Here is a 6,489-nt window from a genome sequence, read left to right as displayed (position 1 = left end):
AAGCATTGTCAAAACATATAGGCAATTTTCCGGTAATTTCGTTTAGTCAGATTAGAAGAAGAATAAACAAAATTACCGGAAAATTGCCTATATGTTTTGACAATGCTTTGATTATTCCTTGCAATGATCTAAAATCAAAGCCTTTAGCTTTTAAAATCGCAAGGAATTCAATCATTGATATGGGATACATGTAAGGTTGTCCAATTTTCCTTGTATTGAGTTCTTTAATTTCATCAAGCCAAGTCTCTAAAAATTTAGGATTAATGTAGTACTCGCCACGGTTTACTAATTTATCATTGTATTCTTTCCAATTTCTGTTTTCTTTGGGTCTTTTGCCCCATCTTTTTGTTTTTACCATTTTATAAAAAGCAAAGGTTTATATATGTTTAAACCTTTTGGTTTTATACTATGAAAAAATTAACAATTAAGAAAAATAAATTCAGATTAGAAGAAGAAATTGAACAAATAATAGATACAACAGTAAGACCAATAGGAAATGGGGCAATGGCATTAATTCCGAAGCAACACCTGAACAAAAAAGTTTACGTGCTTATTAGAAAGGGGTAATCATGCCACACGGCACTTTTTAAGGATTATGTTTAATCTTCAATACCTATTTAAATAAGTAATCTCTTACTTCTTCTTAAGGTTATAAAAATGTCCACAAAATGTACTTATTGTTCTTCTGACAGAAAAACATGGCGTAAATGATGGCGATATAGCAAATCTAGAAAAAAACAAAACTGATGGTATAATTCATGCAAAATAATATTTACTATCGATGATGGCTTTGGGAAAATGAAACACAATCCAGAGATTATAGCTGAAACCATAAAGTTGTAATAAGAGAAGATTGTCTCTAAAAAAAGTGAAGGATCACTTAAGTGATTATAGAGATACAGATATAACAAGGACTACTATTCTAAATTGGATAAGGAAATATTCAAAATTACTCGTCAAAAAGACAAGAGAACTGACTCCAAAAATTAAGGGACCATTACATAATGATGAGTTTTTTGTACACATAAAAAAACTTAAAATGTATATGGACTTGTAAAGATAGAAAAACAAAATTTAGGATATTTGGAAAGTTGAATGAGAACAAAAAATATGATGATGGAGCAAAACTTCTTTTTCTGGTGATAAAAAGAAAATATCACAATCAATTTTTAGAAGCAAAAAAAATATAAAAAAGATATCTTTCGTGACTGATAAACTTGAACATTACAGAAAAGGATTTAATCAATATTTTAGAAATATAGCTGATTTAGAATTTGGCATATTAATCAAACGGAGAAAATATGGATATAAACACAATAATAATTGTGTCGAAAGAGAACATCAATACTTAAAAGACAGAACTAAAATAATGAGGCACTTTGGAGATTTTGAATCCGCGGATGACATTTTAAATTTTTATGATGTCCACTATAATTTTATTGCTGAACAGAAGTTGAAAAACAAAAAAAGATATAGGACACCCGCACAAAGAGCAGAGATAAAAATTGAATTATCAAAGAGGAAAGATTATTACATCTTATTCATTTTTGTATTGGACTCGAAGATTAAACAGCATCCAATTATACTGGAAACCTATCTAAATGAACAATTAATCCTATCTTACAAATAATACCAGCACAAAACCCGAATACCTTTCACTGCCTGCTCCGGAAACGTAAAACAAGGCACGCCAGTTTCTTCAAGTGAATGTTTTAGTAATTCAGTGAACTCGCCACCAGTAGATACAACAATAATTGGCTTTTTCTTTTGATTATTAAATTCAGTAACGATATTGATAACATCAGGCGTTAACAATGGCGTTTGATATAAAAGAATAAGTAAAATAATGTCAACATTCTTATCACATAAAGCAGCCTCAATTGCAATCTTATAACGATTAGTATCCGCATCACCTACTAGATCCATCGGATTTTTCATTGTCACAATTGGCGGCATTTGTTTAGCCAAACTTGCTAAAACTTTTTTGTCCATTTCAGCCATTTCTAAATTATTTTCAATAATTGCGTCTGTACATAAAATACCATAACCGCCACCATTAGTTATAACTTGCACCCGTTTACCGCGAGGCGCAATACTTTTTTCAAGAATTCTGGCATAGTTAAACATGTCTTCCAGATAATGCGCCCGAATAATATTGCATTGCCTAAAAACACCTTCATAAACTTCAGCAGCGCCTGCAAGTGAACCTGTATGAGACAACGTAGCTTTTGAACCTGCTTCAGATGTTCCGCCTTTAAGCGCTATAATTGGTTTTTTCTTGCTAACTTTTTTACATATTTCAACAAACTTATTACCTTCCTTAACACCTTCAACATACAAACAAATTACTTTTGTTTCTTTATCATTTCCAAGGTATTCAATTATATCGGCCTCATCAACATTTATAGCATTTCCATATGACACAAACTTTGCAAAACCATAACCTTCCTTACTAGCCAAATCCAATAAAGCAGAACCAGCCGCGCCTGACTGGCACACAAACGAAATTCCGCCTTCATGCGGACGAGTCAGCCTGTAACGTGGCAAAAATAAAGAGTCAAGTTTAGAATATGCATCAAAAGTACCTAAACAATTTGGACCAATAACACGTATACCATAACAATCTAAAAGCTTCTTTAATTTATCACGCAACTTATAATTCCCTACTTCTTCAAAACCTGCGGAAATGATGATTACATCTTTAACATTTTTCTTGCCACAGTCTTTTATCACTGATAAAATTAAGTTTGCAGGTACTGCAACAATAACTAAATCAACGTGATAAGGAATTGCGCGGACAGTTTTATATGATTCATGTCCGAGAATTTCTGAAACTGAAGGATTGACCACAAACAAACGTCCCCTAAAGTTAGCATCAAGAAAATTTCTAAATATTACGTGACCTATCTTTTCAGGATTAATTGAAACTCCAACAATCGCTACAGATTTCGCTTTAAAGAAATTATCTAAGTTCATCCTGCCTCTTTTTATAATAGATTAAAAGAACCAATATATATAAAACTTATTAAATTCTTCATTAGAAATAACATCAACGTGCTTATCATGCAATAACACTGGAATTTTTAATGATTCAAACTTAATTTTAGCCTGTTTCTTAGTTAAACCGTAAACTTTCACAAATGAATTAATTAAAGCGTTTTTAACTGTTTTATCGCTTTGCAGCACAAACTCTTTCATTACTTTTTCATTACGAGTTAAACTCTTTTTCCTAAGAGTAAAACTAATTACAATTGAATCTGTGCGAGGTCTTGGCTTAAAACATTCTCTAGGCACATCAACAACCTTCTTAATTTCATAAAATAGTTTTATAATATATGACCATTTACTCAAACCACTAGTAAGCACATAATAAAATTTTTGTCCAATTAATAATACAACATTATCCAAATCCTTTTTGATAATTTTTTTCAGTAATGGTTCAGATATTGAATAAGGGATATTTGAGACAATCTTGTTAAATTTCAAAGAATCAAAAAGTTCAAGAATATTACCAAACTGAACAATAACATTTTTTTCCAAGCTGACAAGAGATTTAGATAATGATTTATCAATTTCAACAGCAATAACTTTCTTTACATATTTGCTTAATTCATTAGTCAATACTCCTTTACCGGGCCCAATCTCTAAAACAACATCTTCTTTAGACAATTTAGCAACTTTAACAATCTCATTTAACACCTTTTTATCTTCCAAAAAATGTTGATCGTATTTAATTTGTTCTTTCATCGGATAAAATAGGTTTATTGATTATATAAATATTATTACCAAAGACAGTGTATCTATATAGTGTAAACCAACGATTTAATTTTTTGATAGTCCCATATTAGACTATACCAACCCCATTTACCAAAATCTATATATAGATAAAAAAGAATAATAAACTCGTGAAAAATAGGGTATACACAGAAAAAGACGCAGAAGATTTTCTTAAACGCTATTTACCGATAGCTAAAAATAAATTAACGCAAAATATTGAACAGGCCCAAAAATTTACAAAAAAGTATCCAGTAGTACTAAAGATTATTTCTAAAGATGCCCTACATAAAACTGAAGTCAAGGGAGTAAGAATTATTAACAATAAACAAGAACTAGAAAGAGAATACAAGGCACTAGAGAGTATAGCTATTAAAAAAAAAATCAAACTTGATGGAATCCTAATACAAGAATATGTAAAGGGTCAAGAAGTAATAATTGGAATCAAAAAAGACCCAACTTTTAACCATGTCATAATGTTTGGAACTGGCGGAACAATGGTGGAAATTCTAAAAGATGTTCAATTCAGGCATTGCCCAATCACTGAAGATGATGCTGAAGACATGATTAACCAACTTAAACTAAAACAATTATTAACAGGGTTTAGAAATGAGAAACCTGTTAACCTAAAACTTCTCAAACAATTATTAGTCAAAGCTTCAAAAATACCTTTAAAATATTCAAACATTGAAGAGCTTGACATTAACCCTTTAATAATTAATTCTAAAGATGCCAAAGTAGCTGATGCTAGAATAGTTTTTAGTTAATTTTGAAAACAAACCAATAATTATAAATCCTATAGAAAAAAAATTTAAAAAATACAACTCTTAGGCGGATTCTTTAACAATTCTTCCAGAATTAAAATACAGTTGTGAATGTCATCCATATGAGAAATACTTATAGTCGTGTGAATATTACTTACAGGTATAGCTAAAATTGCAGCCGGCATCCCCCCTTTATGCATCATAATCTTTGATGCGTCCGTAGTACCAAACTCTTCAACTTTTACTTGTATCGGGATTTTTTTAACTCGCGCGATTTCTTGCAATGTATCATTCAAACATTTATTAGCTATCATTTCAGAATCCTTTGCAATTAAAATCGGGCCATGTCCAACTCCGCACTCGACTTTCAAATCCGGATCATTAAAATTAGTGGTGTCAACAGCAATGCCCCACTCCGGATCAATTTTATACAGCGAAGTTTGAGCCCCATAAAGTCCAATTTCTTCTTGCACAGTAAACACAAAAAAAACATCCAAAGGCAATTTTTGTTTTTTCAGATTTTGGATTATCTTTATCAAAACATAACACCCTGTCCTGTCATCCATAGCTTTTCCTGCTATAATTTTTTTATTTCCTAAAAATGTGGGTTTATGTGTCGGAACGACATAATCTCCAACTTTAACACCAACTATTGCAAGTTCATTTTTCCTTAAACCTGTATCGATATACAAATCATTAATTTCAGGTAATTCCTCAATTAATTCATCTCCGGCTAAATCCCTTAAAGAAATAACCCCGCTTACATCACCTTTTCCGGTAATAATATCTACTTTTTGAGCAATTAAAGAAATAGGTTCAATTCCTCCAATTGTTGAAAATCTTATTAAACCATTATCCTCTATTTTTTTAACCATTAGCCCTATTTCATCCATATGCGCAGCAACCATTATCCTGCGGCCTTTACCTCGTTTGTGGGCAATTAAATTACCCATTTTATCTACAAATACTTCATCGACACACTCTTTAATTTCTTTTATAATAAAAGCCCGAACATTATGTTCATAACCGCTTGGACCATTAATTTCCATTAACTTCATTAATAATTCAGACATCTTAACACATCCCCCAATAAAGTGATTGCAGTATCAACATGATTTTTGTTGATTATTAAAGGAGGGCAGAATCTTATAACAGATTTGCCTGCCGGCAACAAAATTAAACCCCGTTTGGCAGATTCTACCACAATTTTATTTCTTTCTAGTATTGCAGGTTCTTTAGTTTTTCTATTCTTAACAAGCTCTATTCCAATCATTAAACCAATTCCACGCACATCACCAATAATCTCATATTTTTCATAAAGCTCAAGCAACCTTGTTTTAAAATAAAAACCTATATTTACAACATTTTCTCCAACATTATATTTTTTCATATACTTTAACCCTGCTAATGCGCCAGCGCAGGCAATTAAATTACCTCCAAAAGTGTTAGAATGAGCCCCAGAGACCCAGTCCATAACTTTTTTAGAGGAAATTGTTACTCCTATCGGTAAACCATGCCCAATGCCTTTCCCCATTGAAATTATGTCGGGTTTAACTTTAAAGTTGCTAACAGCTAAAAATTTGCCTGTCCTAAAATATCCTGCTTGAACTTCGTCATCGCAATATAATATATTATATTTAGTGCATAATTTTCTAACGCCTTTAACAAATTCTCTTGGAGGCACAATATAACCCCCTTCGCCCTGAATAGGCTCCATAAAAAGCGCAGCAGTCTTTTTTTCCATACCTTGAATTAATTTATCCAAATAACATACACATGAAAAATCACACTTCCCATATTCCTGTTTCCAGGGACACCTATAACAATAAGCATATTTAGCATGTTTAACCGGTAAAAAAGGGTTATATCTTTCACGTTGCACAGGTTTGGAATTTGTCATTGATAATGAACCCATTGTTCTGCCATGAAAACAATTCTCAAATGCAATAAC

The 6,489-nt window shown here is 31.6% G+C and carries 8 protein-coding genes; 3 read left to right on the top strand and 5 right to left on the bottom strand.

The features are described from left to right. Positions 1-46 precede the first annotated feature (46 nt). Positions 47-358, bottom strand: coding sequence for a hypothetical protein (locus J4418_04095; protein ID MBS3113238.1), 312 nt, complete (start codon positions 356-358; stop codon positions 47-49). A 50-nt stretch (positions 359-408) separates the two neighbouring features. Between J4418_04095 and J4418_04090 the strand changes: the two genes are divergently transcribed. After that, positions 409-567, top strand: a complete 159-nt coding sequence (locus J4418_04090; GenBank protein MBS3113237.1) for a DUF2080 family transposase-associated protein — start codon at positions 409-411, stop codon at positions 565-567. 637 nt (positions 568-1,204) lie between these two features. Next, complete coding sequence (locus tag J4418_04085) at positions 1,205-1,630, top strand: DDE-type integrase/transposase/recombinase (GenBank protein ID MBS3113236.1); 426 nt, start codon at positions 1,205-1,207, stop codon at positions 1,628-1,630. Here the strand turns inward: J4418_04085 and J4418_04080 are convergent. Together J4418_04080 and J4418_04075 are read right to left on the bottom strand one after the other, a co-directional pair. Beyond that, positions 1,621-2,976, bottom strand: coding sequence for a CoA-binding protein (locus tag J4418_04080; protein MBS3113235.1), 1,356 nt, complete (start codon positions 2,974-2,976; stop codon positions 1,621-1,623). The genes J4418_04085 and J4418_04080 overlap by 10 nt on opposite strands. A 21-nt stretch (positions 2,977-2,997) precedes the next feature. Further along, complete coding sequence (locus J4418_04075) at positions 2,998-3,747, bottom strand: hypothetical protein (protein MBS3113234.1); 750 nt, start codon at positions 3,745-3,747, stop codon at positions 2,998-3,000. Between the two features lie 158 nt (positions 3,748-3,905). Between J4418_04075 and J4418_04070 the strand changes: the two genes are divergently transcribed. Further along, a complete protein-coding gene (locus tag J4418_04070) occupies positions 3,906-4,541 on the top strand; it encodes an acetate--CoA ligase family protein (protein MBS3113233.1) in 636 nt (211 codons plus the stop codon). 44 nt (positions 4,542-4,585) lie between these two features. On the opposite strand, the gene J4418_04065 is transcribed toward J4418_04070, so the two are convergent. Together J4418_04065 and J4418_04060 are read right to left on the bottom strand one after the other, a co-directional pair. Further along, a complete protein-coding gene (locus J4418_04065) occupies positions 4,586-5,611 on the bottom strand; it encodes a M42 family metallopeptidase (GenBank protein MBS3113232.1) in 1,026 nt (341 codons plus the stop codon). Continuing rightward, positions 5,596-6,489, bottom strand: an 894-nt coding sequence (locus J4418_04060) for an aminotransferase class III-fold pyridoxal phosphate-dependent enzyme (GenBank protein ID MBS3113231.1), incomplete at its 5' end; no start/stop codon positions are given. The genes J4418_04060 and J4418_04065, both read right to left, overlap by 16 nt.

Source organism: Candidatus Woesearchaeota archaeon (assembly GCA_018303425.1).
GTDB lineage: Archaea > Nanobdellota > Nanobdellia > Woesearchaeales > JAGVYF01 > JAGVYF01.
The sequence above is the reverse complement of the archived record's forward strand: the minus strand, read 5'-3'. Positions and strand labels throughout refer to the sequence as shown.